Annotated in this window: 15 protein-coding genes; 9 read left to right on the top strand and 6 right to left on the bottom strand. The window is 52.7% G+C overall.

Annotated elements, in window-relative coordinates:
• Window positions 1-125: 125 nt before the first annotated feature.
• The 6 genes from G006_RS0102060 to G006_RS0102030 all read left to right on the top strand — a co-directional run bounded on the left by G006_RS0102060 (window position 126) and on the right by G006_RS0102030 (window position 10857).
• Window positions 126-548 (top strand): response regulator, encoded by a 423-nt coding sequence (locus tag G006_RS0102060; RefSeq protein WP_020481497.1) that lies wholly within the window; start codon window positions 126-128, stop codon window positions 546-548.
• A gap of 46 nt (window positions 549-594) precedes the next feature.
• Window positions 595-2616: a GGDEF/EAL domain-containing response regulator gene (locus G006_RS26805; protein WP_020481496.1), complete on the top strand. Its 2022-nt coding sequence runs from the start codon at window positions 595-597 to the stop codon at window positions 2614-2616.
• Between the two features lie 53 nt (window positions 2617-2669).
• Window positions 2670-5693 (top strand): TonB-dependent receptor, encoded by a 3024-nt coding sequence (locus G006_RS0102045; protein WP_020481495.1) that lies wholly within the window; start codon window positions 2670-2672, stop codon window positions 5691-5693.
• Entirely contained in the window at window positions 5693-6205 is a 513-nt protein-coding gene (locus G006_RS0102040; RefSeq protein WP_020481494.1) for a YfiR family protein, read from the top strand. Before G006_RS0102045 ends, G006_RS0102040 begins: the two co-directional genes overlap by 1 nt.
• A 16-nt stretch (window positions 6206-6221) precedes the next feature.
• Window positions 6222-9725: a response regulator gene (locus tag G006_RS24675; RefSeq protein ID WP_020481493.1), complete on the top strand. Its 3504-nt coding sequence runs from the start codon at window positions 6222-6224 to the stop codon at window positions 9723-9725.
• A gap of 124 nt (window positions 9726-9849) precedes the next feature.
• Window positions 9850-10857, top strand: coding sequence for a cytochrome-c peroxidase (locus G006_RS0102030; protein ID WP_020481492.1), 1008 nt, complete (start codon window positions 9850-9852; stop codon window positions 10855-10857).
• 506 nt (window positions 10858-11363) lie between these two features.
• Here the strand turns inward: G006_RS0102030 and G006_RS0102025 are convergent.
• The gene (locus tag G006_RS0102025; RefSeq protein WP_020481491.1) at window positions 11364-11942 is read right to left on the bottom strand and encodes a beta-class carbonic anhydrase; all 579 of its coding nucleotides are present in this window, start codon (window positions 11940-11942) and stop codon (window positions 11364-11366) included.
• A gap of 155 nt (window positions 11943-12097) precedes the next feature.
• Here G006_RS0102025 and G006_RS0102020 point away from each other — a divergent pair, with 155 nt between their 5' ends.
• On the top strand, window positions 12098-12982 hold the full coding sequence (locus tag G006_RS0102020) for a LysR family transcriptional regulator (protein ID WP_020481490.1): 885 nt from the start codon (window positions 12098-12100) through the stop codon (window positions 12980-12982).
• 413 nt (window positions 12983-13395) lie between these two features.
• Here G006_RS0102020 and G006_RS0102010 read toward each other — a convergent pair whose 3' ends face one another.
• From G006_RS0102010 to G006_RS0101990, 5 genes are all read right to left on the bottom strand, one after another.
• On the bottom strand, window positions 13396-13740 hold the full coding sequence (locus G006_RS0102010; protein WP_020481488.1) for a hypothetical protein: 345 nt from the start codon (window positions 13738-13740) through the stop codon (window positions 13396-13398).
• Window positions 13741-14219: 479 nt separating this feature from the next.
• Window positions 14220-14723: a hypothetical protein gene (locus tag G006_RS0102005; RefSeq protein ID WP_020481487.1), complete on the bottom strand. Its 504-nt coding sequence runs from the start codon at window positions 14721-14723 to the stop codon at window positions 14220-14222.
• Between the two features lie 96 nt (window positions 14724-14819).
• Window positions 14820-15422, bottom strand: a complete 603-nt coding sequence (locus G006_RS0102000) for a hypothetical protein (RefSeq protein WP_020481486.1) — start codon at window positions 15420-15422, stop codon at window positions 14820-14822.
• Between the two features lie 555 nt (window positions 15423-15977).
• Window positions 15978-16886 carry a carbohydrate kinase family protein gene (locus G006_RS0101995; RefSeq protein WP_020481485.1) on the bottom strand — a complete coding sequence of 303 codons (909 nt, stop codon included), beginning with the start codon at window positions 16884-16886 and terminating at the stop codon, window positions 15978-15980.
• On the bottom strand, window positions 16883-18361 hold the full coding sequence (locus G006_RS0101990) for a RimK family protein (RefSeq protein WP_020481484.1): 1479 nt from the start codon (window positions 18359-18361) through the stop codon (window positions 16883-16885). Before G006_RS0101990 ends, G006_RS0101995 begins: the two co-directional genes overlap by 4 nt.
• A gap of 162 nt (window positions 18362-18523) precedes the next feature.
• On the opposite strand from G006_RS0101990, the gene G006_RS0101985 reads away from it, so the two are divergent.
• Window positions 18524-19621: a DUF2817 domain-containing protein gene (locus G006_RS0101985; protein WP_033193990.1), complete on the top strand. Its 1098-nt coding sequence runs from the start codon at window positions 18524-18526 to the stop codon at window positions 19619-19621.
• Window positions 19618-20745 (top strand): GNAT family N-acetyltransferase/peptidase C39 family protein, encoded by a 1128-nt coding sequence (locus tag G006_RS0101980; RefSeq protein WP_020481482.1) that lies wholly within the window; start codon window positions 19618-19620, stop codon window positions 20743-20745. The genes G006_RS0101985 and G006_RS0101980 overlap by 4 nt, the downstream gene beginning before the upstream one ends.
• The last annotated feature ends 47 nt before the right edge of the window (window positions 20746-20792 follow it).

Genomic DNA, 20792 nt, shown 5'->3' with positions numbered 1-20792 from the left:
TAAATGGTTGAATTTTGATCTTCAGTGGATCATGAACTAAGTTTGCGCACGGGTTTGCTTTGGATTTTATTGGTGGGTGAACTTATTTTTTGTCTATAGCCTATCGGGGTGAGCGGGGGAGCCACATGAACGATATTTGTATTTCAAACGAAAAACCAAAAATTCTGATCGTCGATGATGTTCACGAAAACCTGCATACCTTGCTGAATATTTTGCGGCTAGATTATGCGGTGATGGCGGCTACTTCCGGTGAAAAAGCCCTGGAGATAGCCCGGCGCGCGCCAGCGCCGAATTTGATTTTGCTGGATATAAAAATGCCGGAAATGGACGGATACCAGGTGTTGCAAACTCTGCGTGGTGATTCGGCAACGGCTGAAATCCCGGTCATTTTTGTCACTGCCGCGGCCGAAGCCGGCGATGATATTAAGGGTATGGCATTGGGCGCCGACGACTATTTACTCAAGCCAGTGGTGCCCGAGTTGCTTATAGCCCGGGTTAGACTGCATTTGGAGCTGGCCACCTATCGGAAACGCTATGGCAGACTATAATCGTTGGGGTGAATTGGCAACGCTAGTCTAACTATTTCCCTGGACGATGAACAAAGACAAATCCCTATCGCTCAATCCCAGGCCGACTATTTTGGTGGTAGATGATCTTCCCGAAAATATCCACGGTTTACTCGAAGCACTTAAGGATGATTACGGCATTATGGTGGCAACAGAAGGCATGCGCGCGGTGGAGTTGGCGCAAGGCCCGACGCCTCCTGATTTGGTATTGCTGGACGTCAGAATGCCGGGTATGGATGGCTATGAGGTTTGTAGGCGGCTTAAGAGCGATCCTAGAACCGCGGGGATACCCATCCTCTTTGTGACGATAGTCGAAGCGTCCATCGAAAAAATTCGCGGTTTTTCGATGGGCGCCGCCGATTTTATTACCAAGCCGTTCGACATCGATGAAGTAAGGGCCAGGGTCAAAACGCATCTGGAACTGAGCCGCTTACGCCGCGCTCTGGAAGGCCGGGTCAAACGTCTGAACGAATACCGGCATGCCACGGATGTGTCCAATATCGTATTCCGGACCGATCCGCATGGCGTGATCACCTTTGTAAACGATGCCTTTGTGCAAACCTACGGCTACACCCGCGAGGAGGTGATTGGCAAAACCAGTCGGATTCTCAAAGATCCCGACGCGGCTCCCTGTCTGCATAGAGAATTATGGAACACGATTCTAGGCGGAGCAATCTGGCGCGGCACCTACAGCAACCTGACTAAAAGCGGCGAGGTGATTTACATCAACAACACCATCGTGCCCATCCTCGACGCCGACGGCGCGATTCGCGAGTTTATCTCTACCAGCGTGAATGTCACTCATTTAATCAAACAGGAAGAGTTGATTCGGGAACAGACCACGGACGCGTTAACCGGTTTGCCCAATCGAGTGAAATTGATGCAGGATTTGGCAAATGCCGAGCAATCGATGCTGGGTATGATCAATATCGATCAATTCAAAGCCATCAATGATTTTTACGGTTTGCGCAACGGCGATAAAGTCTTGTTGGAAATTGGCGAGCGTTTGCAAAAAATGAGCGGCGCCGATGCGCAGGCTTATCGCATCGGCGGCGATTTGTTTGCGTTGCTCTCAAAAAACGGTGGCGATCCGGGTGGTTTCGAGCAATTGATAGACAGAATTATCAAGCATTTGGAATCGGAAGCGATCGATTGCGGCGAAGACAAGATTAATATCCGCGTGACGGCCGGCATCTGTTCAGGTGCCGACAATCCTTATACGCATGCGGCCCTGGCCTTGGAGCGCGCCAGAATCGAACGTCGGGATTATTTGATATATACCGATCAGATGCAGATCAAATCGCACTACAAGGACAACATCCATTGGAGCCAGAAGATTCGCAGTGCCTTGGCCGACGGCCGTATCGTGCCTTTTTATCAACCCATCGTCGACAATCGCAGCGGCAAAGTCGTCAAATACGAAGCTCTGATGCGGATGATAGACGAAGACGGCAACGTGATTCCGCCCAGCTTTCTCGGGGTCGCAAAACGTACCCGGCAATATACCGCCTTGACTCGCACCATGATCGAACAAGTCGTGCAAGCCTTGCCCGACTCGGAGGAGGAGATGAGTATCAACCTAACGGTAGAGGATATTATCGATGCCAATACTGTGAGCTTTATTGCCGAGAAACTCTCTCAGCCTGGCGTCGGTTCGCGCATTGTGTTGGAGATCACCGAATCTGAAGGTATCGAAAGTTACGAGGACGTGCGCGAGTTTGTTAATCGTATGAAAGGCTATGGTTGTCAATTTGCCATAGATGATTTCGGCAGTGGCTATTCCAACTTCGTGCATTTATTGCGGTTAAAGATCGATTATTTAAAGATCGACGGCTCCATCATTATGAATATTATCGACAATCCCGATTCTGAAGTGATTGCTCGTGTCATCGTCGATGCTGCGCGACGCTTGGGCATGCGCACCGTTGCCGAGTTTGTGGGGAGTGCGGAGATCCAAGCCAAGGTAGTTGAGTTGGGCATCGATTTTTCGCAAGGTTTTTATCTAGGTAAGCCGATACCGCAACCACTGGGGACGCCCCGCCATGATTGAATCTAAACGGCATCCGGGTGACGACATGAATAAGTCTGATCCAGGCAAGTCTGATGCTAAAGCAAGTATGGAGTTTTAGGGTGCGGCCGGTTTTTAATGAAAATCCTCTGCGCAAGACGATAGCTTGGCAGATTATCGTCAGTTTCATGGTCTGCCGGCTATCAAGCGCCGCCAGCGTACTGCTGACGATAATCTGCTGGAGTAATCCGGTGCAGGCCGACATCAGTGCGGCGACAATTCGTGGTCAAGTCACGCTGCGGGGGGCTGACACTCAGGCAGGCGCGCAAATCATCGTCACCAGCCTGGAGCGGGGTTTTTCCACGCGGACCTTTTCCCGAGCCGACGGTTCATATGTGCTGATGGCGTTAAAACCCGGCCGTTACCAGCTCAAGGTGTTAGGGTTGGACGGCCAGCAAAACAGTCAAGAGCTGACGCTGCAAGTGGGGCAGGTGGCCTTGGTAGACGTTGCGTTAGGCGATGATAATAGCGTTGCCGAACACACGAGTGAGGGCAATTCCGCGGAGTTGGCTACCTATCTAACGCCCGAGCAAATGCAGCGCTTGCCGCAGGTAAACCGCAATTTTCTAAATTATGCCGACCTGGCGCCCGGCGTGAATGTGGTAAACGATGAGAATGGCAGTACCCGCTTGCAAAGCGGCGGGCAACGTCCGGATAGCGTCAATTTGTTTATCGATGGCGTTAGCCAGAAAAACTATGTGGTCAGGGGCGGCGTAGCCGGGCAGGATTCCAGTCGCGGCAATGTGTTTCCGGAATCGGCCGTTGCCGAATACAAGGTTATCAGCCAGAACTATAAAGCCGAGTACGATCAAGTCGGCGGCGCGGCAATTTCGGTGCAGACCAAATCCGGCGGCAATACCTTTCACGGCGAAACATTTTACGATCATACCAATCAAGATCTGCGCAGCGTCACCCCCAGCGAACAACTGGCGGGCGGCAAGCGCGATACCGAGCAAGCGCAATTTGGTGTGACCTTGAGCGGTCCCATCGCCAAGGATGTCGCGCATTTTTTCATGGCATACGAACGTAAACTCAACGACGATTACGCCAATGTCAGCGCTGGCGACGGCTCCCTCTTAACCGAACCGTATCAGGCGCAACTGGGCAGCGTGAACCGGCCGTTCAGGGCGGATTTGTTTTTCGGCAAGTTGGATTGGGCGCTTAACGACAGCAACCTGATCGAAGTGTCGTTTAAGTTGCGCGACGAAACCGAAACCCTGGGCATTGGCGGTCAAAACGCCGAGTCTTATGCGTTAACAAAGGGTAACAGTGAAAAACGCCTGGACTTTAAATATCAATATAGCGCCGAACATTGGGTCAACGAAGCCCGGTTTACTTATGAAGATGCTAATTGGCAGCAATTGCCGGCCACGCAAAGCGCGGGTTTGCTGCTGCGTCGCCTGGACGGCAGTTTGAGTGGGGGTAATCTGAGTAGCCGGAGTGTGCTGAATAGCGGCGGCGCGACCAATTATCAGGACAAGGGGCAGAGCGGGCCGGGTTTTCAAGACGATCTAACCTTCAGCGGTTTGGATTGGCATGGCACTCATGTCGTAAAGCTGGGCGCTAAAGTCAAACAGATAGAACTTGGCGCGGTGGAGCGCGACCCTTACCACCCGCAGTTCGGCTTAAATTTAAACAATCCTGCCGGCAACCCGTATCAAGTGCGCTGGGCAACGCCATTAGCCGGAGGCGGCGACGGTTCCGCCCAATCTGACGTGACGCAATTTGGCGCGTATCTGCAAGACGATTGGAACCCTAATAGACATCTGAGCGTAAACCTGGGCGTACGCTGGGACTACGAATACAACCCCGGTTATCTGAATCATGTCACACCCGGCGATGTCAGCAGCGCGCTCCGCAATTGGCACAACATTCACAACGCCAATACCGGTTACGACATCGAAAACTACCTCAGCAACGGTGCTAATCGGGCGGCCGACAGCAATAATATTGCACCCAGATTAGGGTTGGCATACGACTTATTCGAAGACCAACGGCATGTGTTGTTCGGCGGCTACGCCAAGGCCTACGACCGCCATATTTACGACGTGCTGCAACTGGAACGAACCAAGGGCAGTTATCCCAGTTTTAGCGTCAATTTTCAGGGCGACCCCAATTACGATTGTGTTGGGGGCGTTGATTGCATTGCCTGGAATCCCGAGTATTTAAACTATACGCCGGCGCAATTGTCCGCGCTGACCGGTGCAGGTACGGGTAGCAGCCGGGAAATCAATTTGATGCGTAACAATCTGCGCACGCCCTATGCCGACCAGTTCAATATCGGCATGCGCAATCGTTTCGGCGACTGGTATACCGAGGTCAGCGTGTCGCACGTACACAGTTACAACGGTTTGGTCGGTTTGCTGGGCGGTCGCAATGCCGACGGTAGCTTTTACGCAGCCGGGTCCGGGTTCGGCGGTACCTTTCAGGCTGTACCGGGTTTTGGGCAATTGATCTTGTTCGATAACGGCGTACAGACCAAAACCAACTCGGTATTTGTCAAAGCGGAAAAACCGTACAGCAAAGACAGCGGCTGGGGAATGACTGTTGCCTACACCTTTACCGATTCCGAGGAAAACAAACCGCAGTCTTTCTTCGATAACAGCAGCTATTTGTTTGAGCATCCCAATACCCACACCAATGGCTGGCTGGATACCGCCGGAGTCAGAAAGCATAAATTGGTGACAACCGCCAGTGTCGATTTGCCGTGGGATTTGATTTTTTCCACCAAACTGACGCTGGCGACGCCCGACACCCGCTCCGGCGTCAACTGTACCAGTGGTGCTTGCCGCTTCGATACCTTTACGCCGCCCGGTAGCGATTTTATTTTTCCGGGGCAGTGGTGGGGGTACAAACAAGTCGACATTGCGCTGATAAAAAGTTTCGATACGCCGCACGACACCCGGATGAAGCTGCGTTTGGATGTGTTGAATTTATTCGATTTTAAAAATTATGCGGCATTTAACAGCGACTTTGCCTCGCCGAATTTAGGTACGCCGTCTACTGTGCTGGCCGGACCGAGTTTGACGGTGAAATTGACCGCCCGCCTGGAGTTTTGATGCCGGGGAAGTTAGTGAGCGCGGGTTTATTTTTGTGGGTGATGCTCAGCAGTCTTGGCGCCGCTGCCGACGACGACGCGCTCAACGCCAAAACCAAGGCCAATTATGTGTTCAATTTCACCAAGTTCGTGGAATGGCCGGCGCTGATGAACGATACGCTGCATGTCTGCATCGTTGGTGCCGAACCTATCGTTAACTTGCTGAGCGACTTGGCCAGCCGCGATACCAAGGGGCATTTATTGCAAATCTGGTCGGGTATAGACGACCCGCAGGTTTGCCAGATTTTGTATATCGACCATGATGCACCCGAGTTGCAAGCCTTGATGCAGCAGGTGCGCAGCAATCAGATATTGACTGTCAGCGATGCCGAGGGGTTTGCCGGCCGGGGCGGCTGTATCGGGTTCTATAGCGAAAACGGCCAAATCAAGCTGGAAATCAATCCCGACGCCGTGCGCCGCGCGCAATTAAAAGTCAATGCCTTGTTGATGGAAATCGCCCGTATCGTCCGTTAATTCACTTCAGAAACCCATGACAAACCAGGCTGAATTTAAACGCGATCTGACCATTAAAACCAAGTTGGTGCTGATCATGTTGGCAACCAGCATCTTGTCCCTGCTGCTGGCGGGGGCCGGTTTTATCGCCCAGGAACACATGCGGGTCAAACAGGATATGGGTCGGGATTTGAGTTCTCTGGCCCGTATCATCGCCAGTCGCAGTACCGTGGCCTTGTCCTTCAATGACAGCGGTGTCGCCAACGCGACGTTGGCAGCTTTAAGCGTCAAGCAGAGCGTGGTATCGGCCTGTATTTATGATAGCGCCAATCAGCTATTTGCACTTTACGAACCCGGCTTGGCCTGTCCGCCTCAACATCCGGAGCCTTCGGCTATCGAGCGGCCGCGATTCGACGATGCATATTGCACCGTTAGCGAAACGATAGCGTTGGACGGTCGCACCTTGGGAAGGGTTTGGATAGCCTCCAGTCTGGCGGAGCTGGATTCCTTGTGGCGGGATTTTTTGGCTGCGGCGATGGGTATTGTGATGTTATCCGGTCTGTTCGCCTTGCTATTGGCTTCCAGTTTGCAGCAAGTGGTGTCCGGTCCGCTGGTCAGGTTGAAGAAAACCGTCGAGACTATCAACAGTGAAAAAAACTACACCTTGCGCGCCACACAAGAGAGTAACGATGAATTAGGGGCGTTGATTCAAGCCTTTAATACGATGATAGCCACCATCGAAGCCCGCGATAGCGAACTGTTGGCGTTGAATTGGCAGCTTGCCGAGAATGAAAAACTATTGGCCAGCATCAACGAAGGTCTGGAAGAACGCGTGGCTGCCCGCACGATGGAGTTGGCGGATATCAACGCCAAATTGGCGCATAACAGCGTGATGCTGGCAACAGTGCTGGATAGCATGTCGCAGGGCCTGATAGCCTTTGACAGCAATTTAAAGTTATTGGTTTGGAATAAAAAGCTCAGCGAGGTGCGCGGTTATCCGGAAAGTATGCTGGCAGTGGGCAGGGACCATGCCGATTTCATGCAGTTCGATTTGACCGATCCGCAGTTGCGCTTCCGCAATCCCGATGCCGAACTCAAGCAGTTACTGGAAGAAATAAGACGTTTTCAGCCGCACAATTTTACTCGGCAAAGGTTGGACAATAGGGTCATCGAGATCAGCGGCGGGCCGATAGCCGATGGCGGTTTCGTCAGTACTTACGAGGATGTGACCTTGCGCAAACAGGCCGAGCTGGCGTTGAAAGAGGCTCGAGACGCCGCTCAGTCGGCCACCCAGACTAAAAGCCAGTTCCTGGCGAATATGTCGCACGAGATTCGCACGCCAATGAACGGCGTGCTGGGCATGTTGCATTTGGCCTTGCAGACCGAATTGACCGCGTCGCAACGCAATTATTTGGCAAAAGCGCACAGTTCCGCGCGTACCTTGTTGGGGATTCTTAACGATATTCTGGATTTTTCGAAAATCGAGGCCGGTAAATTAGCGCTGGAAGAAACCGAATTTCGCTTCGATAGCGTGGTGGAGCAATTGGCCGATATGATCGGTTACCAAGCCGGCTTGAAAGGCATTGAGTTTCTGATCCGTCACGACCCGCAAATTCCGCCGGTATTGTTGGGCGATCCCTTGCGTTTCGGTCAGGTGTTGACCAATTTGTGCGGCAACGCGCTTAAATTCACCGAAGCCGGCGAATTGGAACTGGCTTTCTATTGCCTGGCCAAGACCGACAGCACTATCGATTTGCGGATTTCGGTCAGAGATACCGGTATCGGTATGTCGGAAGACGATCAGAAAAAACTGTTTCAAGAGTTTACCCAAGCCGATCAGGGCACCAGCCGGCGCTTTGGCGGCACAGGTTTAGGCTTGGCCATCTGTAAAACCCTCGTGGAAATGATGCACGGACGGATCTGGATCGAGCAGTCGCAACTGGGGCAGGGCACAACTTTTTGTTTTACCGTGCGCTTGGGCGTTGCTACGGACACCTTGCTGCATCAAGACGCGCTGGAGCGAAGCATAGGCGTATTGCTAGCCGAGGTGCGGGTATTGGTAGTGGATGACAACGAGGCTTCCCGGGAAATCATCAGCGATATGTTGCGGCCGTTTCAGTTGCGGGTGAGCTGTTCGGCCAGTGCCGCCGCCGCGCTGATTGCTTTGCGGGATATGCCGGCCGATCAGCCTTTCGATGTGGTGTTGATGGACTGGAAAATGCCGGGTATGAACGGTGACGAGGCGATCAGGCAAATTCGTGCCGACACCAGCCTGGTGCAGCAGCCCAAGATCATCATGGTGACGGCCTACGGTAGCGAAGATGTGATGCGTTTGGCGGGCCGGGCCGGTATTGATGGCTTTTTGATCAAGCCGGTATCGCCGTCCTCGTTACTGGATGCGATTCTATCCGCACTGGGCCGCGGCCGGGTGCTAGGGGTGGTGGATAAATTCAAGCAATTAGGCGGGGCGGACATTGCCGGTATCAAACAACTGCAAGGTATTCGGCTGTTACTGGTGGAAGATAACGAAATCAACCGCGAATTTGCCTGCGAATTGCTGCGCAGTCACGAGATCCAGGTTGACGAAGCGATGAACGGCGAGGAAGCGGTCGCCATGGTTAGGCAACATCATTACGACGCGGTGTTGATGGACATCCAGATGCCGGTGCTGGACGGCTTGCAAGCCACCGTCAAGATTCGGGCCTTGGCGCAATCCGAGGGCAATCAACGCTATGCGACTATGCCCATTATCGCGATGACCGCCCATGCCATGGCCCGCGATGTCGAGAAAAGCCTGGAGGCGGGTATGAACGATCATGTCACCAAACCGATCGATCCCGACCGGTTGTTCAAAGCCTTGGCAACCTGGATTCCGCTCACGGCCGACGGTGGACAGAGCCAGGAAGCGGCGCGGATTTATCAAATTGCCGATTATCCCGAAGATTTACAAACCTTGACCAGTCTGGATATTGTGCAAGGCATACGGCGGATTGGCGGCAATCCGGATGCCTATCGCAAACAGCTATACCGTTTTAAAGAACACTACCCGGATGCGGTTGCCGAGATTCGCGGCTTGATCAATGCCGGCGAACTGAGGCAGGCTGAAGAGCGTTGCCATGCCTTGAAAGGTGTCAGCGGCAATCTGGGGGCGACCGATTTATTCGAAGCCGCCGCCGGCGTCGATATTGTACTTAAGCAGAATCAAATTCCGCCCGCCGAACACTTGCAGCACATGGAAGGATTTTTGCGTAAAGTAATCGGCGACATTCAAGCCTTGCAAACAGCGGCGGACAGTCAAACGTCCGGCCTGGATCAGCCTACAGCACCGGTTGCCGACGCCGAGATAGCGGCGGATTTGCAGAAATTGTCGCAGTTACTGGAAAGCGATCTAGGCGCGGCCGAAACGATGTTGGAGCAATTACAGCGTAGTATGGCCGGTCATCAGTATTTGCCCTTGTTGGAGGAGATCGCCAAAAAAATCGACCGATTTGCCATCGACGAGGCGCTGACGCAACTGAGTGAGTTGCTGCAAAAGTTTTAACGCCAGTCTAGTCCGCGGCTTTTCAGTTTACATTCGGTGACGATGCAATTTAATTTACCTGCCCAGCGTCAATATCTTACAATTCGGTAGCCCAAGGCTAACTATAATTACTTAGGAGGATCTCATGTTTAAATTTCGTATGCTGGTTTCTGCGATAGCGCTGGCTAGTTCGATGTCTGTTATGGCGGCAGATGCGCTGCCCACCACGGCGCCAGCGCCTGCCAACAACCCAACAACCCCCGAAAAGGTTGAACTGGGCAAAATGCTTTATCACGATCCGCGTCTGTCTTCCACGGGCACCGTTTCTTGCGCGTCTTGTCACAACACCATGCTGGGTGGCGAAGATAATCGGCCAAATTCCATGGGCGTGAATGGCCAAACCGGCGGCCGCAGTGCACCAACGGTCTGGAATGCTGCATTCAACAAAGTGCAATTCTGGGACGGCCGCGCCGACAGCCTGGAAGCGCAAGCGGCAGGTCCAGTCACCAACCCTATCGAAATGGGCATGAAAAGCTGGGATGACGTGGTCGCTCGCTTGAAAACCATTAAAGGCTATCGCCATGCTTTCGAAGTGGCCTTCGGTAGCGATGCCGAAGCCATTACCAAAGACAACGCCACCAAAGCGATTGCCGCCTACGAAAGAACTTTGATCACACCGAATAGCGCTTACGACAAATATGTCAAAGGCGATAAAAGCGCCTTGACCGAACAGCAAGAACGCGGTCTGAAAAAAGCCGTGGAATTGGGCTGCACCGGTTGCCACAGTGGTCCGGCATTTAACGGCCCTGGGGTATTCCAAAAATTCCCTGTTAACCCTAGCGGCTATTTTGAAGCGCAATACCACTTCCAAAAAGACAAAGGCTTGGCGGAAGTCACCAAAAAAGAAAGCGACGAGCACATGTTTAAAGTTCCGACTCTGCGTAACGTGGCTTTGACTGCACCTTACATGCACAACGGTTCGGTAAAAACCTTGGATAAAGCTGTTTGGTTAATGGGTAAATTGCAATTAAATCAAGAGTTGTCGGATGCCGACGTGGCTGACATCGTCGCGTTTTTGAATGCGCTGACCGGCGAATTCCCAGAGCAAACCATGCCGCAATTGCCTGGAACACCGGGTTCCAGCTTTAACTGAGCTTTAGCAGGCAGCTAAAGAAAAGGGGCCGAAAGGCCCCTTTTTTTTGGCATGACAACGGCCTTGTGGCGGGCTTACGCGGCTCGAGGCTAAGTGCACATAATTCCCGGCCTTTAAATGCCGTTTACCCTGAGCCTGTTCAGAAGGGCACACGGGCCTTGGCTTCGACGCGCTCAACCCGAACGGAATGCCAGTGATCAATAGGGCCGGGTTAACAATGCGTTGAACCTCGGTGTCAATCCCAAGTTGTTGAGCAAAATAACGCGTGAAGATTAGATTCGGCGCAGATTTTTGCCCAGTTGGGCGAAGAAGTCGTTTGCGTCATATCTATGCCAGATACTGATCTGGACAGGCCGGCGCAATCTTTGGCGATTAGGGCGCTCCCGCAGTTGCGGGAGCGCATTGGTCAAAGTAGGTTAACTTTGAGGTCTATAACGTCACTTTCTACGGGAATGCTCCTGTCTATTTGGCAATAGAACACGGGTCCCTAAGGCTGGCAGCAAATGTTAGCTGGCTTGGCCGGCAGCAGTCGCTTCAGGTACTTCGATCAAGCGGCCGGTTTTTACGTCGTAAACGTAGCCGTAAACCGGAATGTCGCTAGGTACCAACGAATGGGCTTTAATCCGTTTAACGTCTTCCAGCACGCTGTCGGCTTGATTTTTGATGGTCAGCCAGTTGATGTACTTGCCATCTGTCGAACCGGGGCCTTCGCCGCCGTCGTGCCAGCCTGTCGCATCGACGCTGGCGGTTTTCAAGCTGCTGGCCAACAAGTCGCTCATGATCTCGTTGGTAAAGGTTTCCATGCCGCAGTCGGTGTGATGGATCACAAACCATTCCTTGGTGCCGAGTAATTTGTAGGAAATAACCAGGGAGCGGATCGCGTCGTCGCTGGCGCGGCCGCCGGCGTTGCGGATCACGTGGGCGTCGCCTTCGGATAAACCGGCATATTTCGCCGGGTCCAGCCGGGCGTCCATGCAGGTCAGTATGGCAAACTGACGAGCGGGCGGCATAGCCAAATCGCCTTTGTTGAAACTGGATACATAATCGCGGTTGGCTAATAGTACTTCGTTGTGAATTTTGCTCATAAAAACCTCGGTGGATGAAAAAACGTCTGGCCTAAACTGCAAACCAGACGGGGTAACGACTATCTCCGGGCTGCATTGTAGCCAAGCGACATTCTGGTTTAAAGAGGCTAATTGGTTTATAAAATATAAACTTTAAGTTTATATTGGATGCTGCGATGGATAAGTTTAACAACATGCGCGTTTTTTGCCGGATTGTCGAGCTCGGGACGTTTTCCGCTGTTGCCAAAGAGTCGAAGCTTTCGACAATGATGATCAGCAAATACATCGCCCAACTGGAAGCTTCGCTGGGCGTGGTGCTACTACATCGCACCACCCGTAGTCTAAGCCTGACCAGTGCCGGCGAAGCCTACTACAACCGCAGCAAGCAATTGCTGGAAGACTTGGCCGACTTGGAAGCCTCCACCGCGCAATTGGGCGAACGGGTGAAAGGCACCATTAAAATCAGCGCGCCTATCGATTTCGGCGGTATGTACATGGTGCCGGCCATCGAACGTTATCTAAAGCAATATCCGGAAGTGAAAATTTTAATGTCGCTGGACAACAAGCCGCCTAATTTGCGGGTAGGGAGCATCGACATTTCCTTGCTAGTGACCGATACCTTAGATCCGGGCGTGGTGGCGCGCAAGATTGCCGAGACCGAATTGTGTACCTATGCCTCGCCGGCCTACTTAGCAGAAAAAGGCTGTCCGCAAACCATAGACGAACTGAGTAATCACCAATGCCTACACTACATTGATACCCCGCACGGCGAGTTTTGGTTGTTTAACGTCGATGGCGAGCTGAAAAAAATCAAATCCGATTGGGTGTTAGCGTCTAATAACGGTCGCGCGCTGTGTCAGGCAGCGGCGCTGAGTATGGGCATAGTGCAAGCGCCGAGATTGTCGGTGGCGCCGTATTTACAAAGCGGCGAATTGGTGGAAATCCTCAGGCAATATCGCCGACCGGCGCTGGCCATTTACGCCACTTATCTACAACGGCGCTTTTATCCGGCCAAATTGACGACGTTTATCGATTTTTTGTTGGCGTATTTCGAGCGTTAGCCGGCTTTTGGAGTCTGCTGACTTAATGGGTGAAAGAAGGCGATTGATTTGGAAAATATATCTTAATGTTTGTGCCGCAAACCCTACTGACTTTTCAAAAGAAGACGAAATATTCCGGTTACCGTGATAGAGCAAGTTCGGCCAAAAGTCGATGGCTGCATATCGACTGTCAGTGACTGCAACGATGAGGGGCTATTGTAGCCTCGTTGCAGCGTTAGCGGAATCGAGGGCGTCGGCTGCCGGCAACCAAACCCACTTCGGCAATTGAAAGGACTTGGCCTTCGAAACCTCGCCTCCATCAAGGCCACTTGCTTTCATCAAGCCATTTCAAAGACATCAAACTGTTCATGTGCCGCCGTAAAATTGTCCGCAATCACCGCATGCATAAACAATTACGTCACGCCCCGAGCGGCTTAGCCAACATCGCGGATGACGCTCCGCTCAAAGCATTTAAGCTCGCGCACGCGGTCTTTTGCTATCGTCGCGAAGCTTTTTACCTTGCACGCAAACTGCCAAGCCTTGTGAATAAACCTAAAAGCCTTGCGGGCGAGGCAAATTGATTTGCCCGTCCGGCAAAGTGCCTTGCGCACGACCCGTTTCAGCTTGTGCGCGAGGTATTTTGCCATCGTCGCAATCTTTTTTACCTTGCGCGCAAGCTGCCAAGCCTTGCGATTAAACCTAAAAGCCTTGCGGGCGAGGCAAATTCGTTCGCCCGCAAGGCAAAACGGCTTGCACGCAACGGGATTAAGCTCGCGCACGAGGCCATTTACTATCGTCGCAACACTTTCTGTGTTGCCGGCCAGCTTTCAAAGCCAGGTGGCAACGCGTTTTAGTATGAGTCCGAGCGAACGGGGTTTTCGCGAATAGCTCAATGCGATTAGCGCGAGGCGTCAAGGCTCGAATGAGGGGGAAATCCCAACCCCGAAAAAAATCATACCGGGCACTAACCAATTGCCCTAGACTTGAATGCAATGGATCTATGTATTGTTGGCGGGCTTGCGCGGCTATCGGTCAAGAACTGCCTCATGCTGAAGCAATTTCAATGACCTCTAACTGTTCGTTTGCCACCATATAACCGTCCGCAGTCGTAGGATGCATAAGCGATAGCGTCATGCATCGAGAGGCTCCTAAGGCGGTGGATGACGCTCTGTTTATCCGCCCTGGAGAAGCTCCGTGCTCTGATGGCAAAGTGCCGAGCTTTACGAGGTTCGCGATTTCAGGACGCATAACGTTCGATTTAACGCGCGCCGTCAGGCGTCCCGTTGAATGAGGGGTTGGAGCCTGCCGATTCATTAGAGAAGTCGCTCCTCGGATCAACGACTACGCTAGCAAGCGCGCCAATCGCGTGGATGAGTTTTGTTCGAAATGTGTGCCGCTGAAATTTGACGCCTGGAAAGTCAGATAGAACGGCTTGAGACCATTGAGCCAAGGAATCCTTTCCGCCCGTAAATTGGAATTCATGCGCGAGACGATTTCGAATGCGATTGAGCGCATGCAAATGTTCGATGGCTTTGGGCATGTTTGAAGGGCTTTGTGTTTGAAGGGAACTGAGCGCTTGCAGTTTTTTGTGGAATGAGAGCTCGCTGAAGTTCTCATGTTTTTCTTTTTCGAGAAATTGTTTTGCGGCGTTGTCAATCGCTACCTCAAGAAGAAGGTGCCCCTTCAAAAGTACAAGTTCGGCACTTTTGTGGTCGTCCAGATGGGCGCTTACAACCCACTGGAATATTTGCGGTAGCGACATGTGTTGGGCTCTAACGATAACTATGACGTGACCTAAAAAGCTTAGCGACGATAGTTGCGGAGCTTTTTGGGGCCAGGTTGATACGCTGGTTGGACATCATTGCTTATCGCTCCACGGGAAAAGCTGCATCTCGATGATGTCTCCCTTAGGAACAATCTGCATGAACTCCGGTGTCCTGACAAATATGTAATCACTCGAAATATCCAACAGAACTCCATCGATTGTTTGTGTCGAACCATCTTTTCGGCTGATAACAACAGTAGTATGCGACCTTGTCGTTACGCACTCCGCGTCCTTAGAACACGCAACCACCTCTTTTAGGCTCTTACTCGCATCTTTATCACATGCCAGCGCAATTGCGCTACAAAGAGCAATAAGAGCTAGGGGCAGCGCAATAGCAAATCTAAGCATAGAGTGCGCGCGCATGGAATCAGCTAACCCGGCGTACCCTAGGATTGCGACAACAGCAGCAGTCCATTGTCCTACTTTCAGCGACCGAGGAATCAGGTCGAGAAACGCGCGGGCCCCCTCCGCGATGATGTCCCAAGGCTCAGCATGGATTAGAGATGATGGAATTACGTACCCGTGTGCGGTAGCTGATAGTGCCACCGTGCCGAATAAATATAGAACTGCCGGAACAGCCCCGACAACGACTGCCACATCCAAAATCTTGTGATCTGCTCCTTCCTTCTCAGTCATTCACCTCTCCTGTCGCATCTTCCCAGCAAGAGCGCCCCCTGTCATGAGGGCCAAACTTGGAAACAACCTTCCAGCGCAGCTTTTCGCGCAGGTCCGGTTTATTGCATGGTTATGTTTCATATGCCCGATATTCTCAGGGCCGTAGGCTGGGTATAGCAACGCGAAACCCAGCAGAAGTCTTGAAATAACCGAGTTTCTTTGTATTCAAACCAATCTTTTTATAACGAAACTTATCGGCTTCGAAGCTGGGTTTCATTATCATTCTACCCAGCCTACTTTTGCAATCCCAGCATCGGCTTAATATCAATTCGCGTTTTCCAAGTAACCTCATTCTACGCTTGCACAATCCCATGGGAATTGATGACCGACAAGTCACCTGAATGGACAGCAGTTTTCAATTTGGATACAACTCAATCAGAGTACAATTTGCTAGAGCGCGGTTGAAAACAGGCCCCCATTCGGGCGCTAAGCATCAATTCCACTCGCTTATTCATTATTTGCATCACTTGATCATTGGGTTGGCAACCGGAATAGACGGAAAGCTTCGTGTCTTTTCTATTTTGATTCACCGTTTGCCGGCCAGCTAGCCAGCAAGTTCTGATGCTCACTCAAGTTAGGTAAGCCCGGCCTCGCCCCCATCCGTGAGCAGCAAAACGCGCCGGCGACACTGGCGTAGCGCAATAATTCTATCCAGCTCAAGCCTTTGGCAAGGCCGGCGGCGAAGGCTCCGTGAAAGGCGTCGCCGGCGCCGGTGGTGTCTATCGCGACGATAGGCGGCGCGTTGAGGCTGCCTTGTTCCTGGCCGCGTTGCCAGATCAAACCGTGTTCGCCCAGGGTAATGACTACCACCGGGGCAACTTGCGCCAGTTTGGATAAGGCCAGGTTTTCATCGCCGGCATATTGCAGCGCAAACTTTTCCGAACAGACCAGATATTCGACTTTGTCCATCAGAGCCAAAGTGCCATCGTGCAGCGAGCCGGCGTCTAACACCGTCGGTACTGGGTGAGTTAACTGATTCAGTAAGCGCAGGGAAATATGCGGCTCATGGCCATCGAACAACAGCACTTTGGCGTCTAAGTCGTCAAAGTCGATAGCCTTGGCCGGCAACGCGCTGGTTTGCCCTTTGTAACTGATTAACGCGCGCTGCCCGTTCGGTTTGACCAGTACCGTTGATAACGGGGTTGGCGAAGCGCCGCGTACAACAAGCTGGGTATCGACGCCATGGTCTTGCAACTCCCGCAAATGACTGTCGCCATACACGTCGTCACCCAAATAGCCGCAAAAACCGGCCTTGCCGCCTAGTTTGGCGACCGTGACGGCGGCGTTGGCAGCTGGTCCACCGCCGCAGCCCAGCAAGTCGTCGGCGACGATTTTTTCATCGGCGCCGGGATGGTGCGGCACGGAAAACACCAAATCGTAACTGGCATGGCCGACGCAAAGTACGTCGAGCGGTTTATCGATCATTGAGCAACGCCCTTGCTGCGGTTATCCATCCGTCGCAGGAATTCCGCCATGATGGCTTTGTACAATTCATCGCCCAGATATTTGTCTTCCACGCCACTGTCGATGCTGGGGTTGTCGTTGACTTCTATGACATAGCCTTTGCCGTTGATTTCTTTGACATCGACGCCGTACAAGCCATTGCCTATCGGTTGTGTGGCCCTTAACGCGGCGTCGAGTACGCCTTTGGGTACTTCGAAAGTCGGCAAGGTATCGAAGTTACCGCTGTCGGTGCGTTTAGCGCCGTGGCGGTAAATCTGCCAATGGTTTTTCACCATAAAATAGCGGCAGGCGTACAGGGCTTTTTGGTTGAAAATGCCGATGCGCCAATCGAAATCGGTATACAAAAATTCCTGGGCCAGCAATAGTGCGGATTGCTCAAACAGTTCGGCAACTTTGCTTTCCAGTTCCTGGCGGTTATGCACTTTGACGATGCCGCGCGAAAACGAGCCGTCCGGAATTTTGATTACCACCGGATAACCGGCGATGGCTTCCAGATTATCCAGGTGTTGGGTATTGCCCTTGTGTAAGATCCAGGTTTTTGGCGAGGGTACTTTATGGGTGCGAAACAGGTCGGCCAGATAGACTTTGTTGGCGCAGCGCAAGATAGACGTCGGGTCGTCGATTACCACCAAGCCTTCCGCTTCCGCTTTTTTGGCGAACCGGTAAGTGTGATGGTCGATCGCGGTGGTCTCGCGGATGAACAAGCCGTCGAACTCCGGCAGGCGGCCGTAATGGTTCAGCGTAATCAATTCCACATCAATGCCCAGTTGCCGGCCGGCATCGATAAATTTTTTCAGCGCGCCGCGATTGCTGGGCGGTAATTGTTCGGAGGGGTTGATCAGAATCGCCAAATCGTAACGCGCGGTCTTTCTGGCTCGGCTTTTCCGCCAGACCTTTTTACTAAAGCGATCCAGCGCGTCGGCAAACAAGGTCTGCATCGAATCGTCCAGTTGCCTGGGCGAGACGGCTTTTAGGTCGGTGATTTGCCATTGCTGGTCAAAGCGCAAAGCAATTTCCAGTATCGGGCAGGCGAAACGCTCGAACAGTAGCCGCGCCAATTCCTGAAAAGCGGGTTCCGGTGTCGTGCCGAAATAGCTGTGCAGGGTAAATTCGCCGTTTTTGTTTTGATGTTTGAAGGCGCGCGCCAGCGGCTGGTTCAAGTCTTCCAGTTGCAGCCGATACAAGGCATTTTTGCCCAAATCGTTGATGACTTTGACCGACGGAATCACATGGTGATTGCGGGCCTCGGCCAGCAGCGAACAATAATAGCCGTCGGACAAATAGGTGTAACTGCTGCACAGGTTTATCACCCGTACCCGTTGATCGGGGTCGGTTTGTTCGCTGGCCAGATAGTCTTCAAAGCTGACGACTTGGTCGCTAGGATAATAAGGATTCCAATCCGAAAGGTCGTCAACGACCAGCAGCGTGCTTGCCATGGTAAAAAGTGCCCGGTAGGTTTATGTTAGGCGGGGATTTTGAAACCAGTCGAGTTTTAAGACAAGCCGAATTCTGAAATTCCCTCTAAGACTGCCTATTGCTTGCGGCTTAGGGGTTTGCCACACTGTACAATTACTGTCTCCGAACATTTGAGTATGCAGATGAGTTTGTCCCCATTCGGCACCGAAATCGATACCAGCGTATTCCAGGCTAGTTATGCTAGTGCCCGCCAGGCTTGGTTGTCGCTAATCACAGAGATGGAACAGCCGGTGCGGCATGAGATTTATCAATGCGCCGGACTCGGGCCGGACGGCGAATCTTTGCTGACCGATATTGCCTGGATAGGCGATGAAAATGCCGACAACCTAGTCGTGGTCATCGCCGCGACGCACGGCGTGGAAGGCTTTGCGGGCAGCGCGATACAGCTTGATTTGCTGCAAGGGGTAAGCAAGCGCCAGCTGGACATTCCGAGCGACACGGCGATATTGCTGATTCACGCCCTGACGCCTTGGGGTTATGCCTGGTCGCGGCGGTGTGATGCCGACGGTGTGGATTTAAATCGCAATGCGGTGGATTTTTCGCAGTCCTTACCTGAGAACCCGGATTACGACTTGTTGCGGGAATGGTTATTCGTGGCGGACGCTGGGCAAAGACAACAGGCGTTTGCCGATTTTACCCAGGAATACGGCAGAGTCGCGTTGGAAAAAGCCATCAGCGGCGGACAATACCGCGACCCGTCCGGGCCGTTTTTTGGTGGCATAGCGCCGGCCCATGGTCGCCTAGTCTGCGAGGATTTGATTCAACGTCACAATCTGGGCCAACGCTGCTTGGCTGTAGTGGATTTGCATACCGGTCTGGGGCCTTATGGCTACGGGGAAATTATCTGTGACCATCAACCCGACAGCGCTGGCGCGGCGGTCGCACAGCGTTGGTACGGGGATTCGGTGACGCTGCCGCTGGCAGGTACTTCCAGCTCGGTGCCGAAACTGGGCTTGTTGGATTATCTGTGGCACGCGAACATGAATCCGCAAAGTTGTTACGTGACGCTGGAGTTCGGCACTTACAGCACCGACCACTTGTTTGAAATCCTGCTGCGCGATCACCAGCTTTGGGCTGTGGAGGATAATCACGATCAACGTTTCGCGCATAGCATGGTGATGCGCCATCATTTTTGTCCCAACGACAACGCCTGGCAGGAAATGGTGTTGTTTCGCGCTCGGCAAGTGCTGGGCCAAGCGCTGCGCGGAGTTTCGTCGTGACCGCTTTACCGGCCTTAGCGAACAAGTTGGCGGTGCGTCCGGCGCAAAGTGCCGATCTGGAGGGCTTGGTAGCGTTGGAAAATGCCAGCTTCGCTAGCGATAAATTAAGCCGGCGCAGTTTCCGGCATTGGTTGAGTTCCGATCATCGCGCCCTGTTGTTAGCCGAATGGGCGGGGCTGGTGGCCGGCTATATTTTGATCATTTATCATCCCGGCACCCGCCTAGCGCGGATTTATTCGCTGGCGGTGGCGCCACAACTACGCGGCAACGGCATAGCCAAGACTTTAATGCTGGCCGGTGAGCAAGCCGCGCGCGACGACGGCCGATTGTATTTGCGCTTGGAAGTCAGCGTAGACAATGCCCCAGCCATCCGCTTATATGAGGCCTTGGGTTTTCAAAAGTTTGGTTTGTATCGCGACTATTACCAAGATCATAAAGATGCGCTGCGCTACCAAAAGCGCATCCGCCGTTATCGCGACACCCCACAACACCGCTCGGTACATTGGCTGCGGCAAACCACGCCGTTTACCTGCGGCCCGGCGGCCTTAATGATGGCGATGCACGCTTTAAATAAAAGTTATTTGCCGTCGCGCGAACAGGAAATCGAACTTTGGCGCGAAGCGACGACGATTTTTATGACCTCCGGGCACGGCGGTTGCCATCCGATAGGTTTGGCGCTGGCGGCGAAGCGTCGAAGGTTCTCAGTGGAAGTCTGGATCAATCAAACCGGTTCCTTGTTTATCGATAGCGTGCGTAGCGAGGATAAAAAGCAGATTGTCGAGTTGGTCGATACCTGCTTCAAGCGCGAAGCGGCGGAGCAGGGCGTGGCGATACACTATGCCAACGTCACGCAAAACGATTTGATAGCCGCCTTCGAAGCCGGGGCTATACCTTTAATCTTGATCAGTACCTTTTCGATGGACCGGAAAAAGGCCCCGCATTGGGTAGTGATGAGTGGCTTTGATAAGGATTGTTTGTATATGCATGATTCCGACCCGGATGACGGCCGGCAGAGCGAACTGGATTGCCAGTTTATTCCGATTGCCCGGGAGGATTTTGATCGCATGTCCTGTTTTGGTAAATCGCGGTTGCGGACGGCGGTCATTGTTTGGCCGAGCGCTTAGTTCGAGCTTTTCATTCTAAGTTGATTGCGCAAGCGTTACAATTGCGG

It is taken from the genome of Methylomonas sp. MK1, from assembly GCF_000365425.1.
Taxonomy (GTDB): Bacteria; Pseudomonadota; Gammaproteobacteria; order Methylococcales; family Methylomonadaceae; genus Methylomonas.
The sequence above is the reverse complement of the archived record's forward strand: the minus strand, read 5'-3'. Positions and strand labels throughout refer to the sequence as shown.